Source organism: Massilia sp. CMS3.1 (assembly GCF_051262535.1).
GTDB lineage: Bacteria > Pseudomonadota > Gammaproteobacteria > Burkholderiales > Burkholderiaceae_D > Telluria.
In genome coordinates, this window is the sequence record NZ_JBIMES010000110.1 from 1 (window position 1) to 259 (window position 259).

1 rRNA gene is annotated in these 259 nt (G+C 47.5%); it reads left to right on the top strand.

The features are described from left to right. Positions 1 to 109: 109 nt before the first annotated feature. Positions 110 to 259, top strand: a 23S ribosomal RNA gene (locus ACHAC9_RS24645); the annotation flags it as partial.

Consider the following 259-nt stretch of genomic DNA (forward strand, 5'->3'; position numbering starts at 1 on the left):
CGCATGACAATGCGTACTCTGGGTAGTAACAAATCAACAAACATGCAACAAGCTGTACTCTTATTCTTATAAACGCTTTCTGGTTAGTCGCCAGAAGCTAACGTTATAGGGACAAGCGAATAAGTGCACATGGTGGATGCCTTGGCGATTACAGGCGATGAAGGACGTAGTAGCTTGCGATAAGCTGCGGGGAGCGAGCAAACACGCTTTGATCCGCAGATTTCCGAATGGGGAAACCCGGCCTTTTAGGTCATTGCAT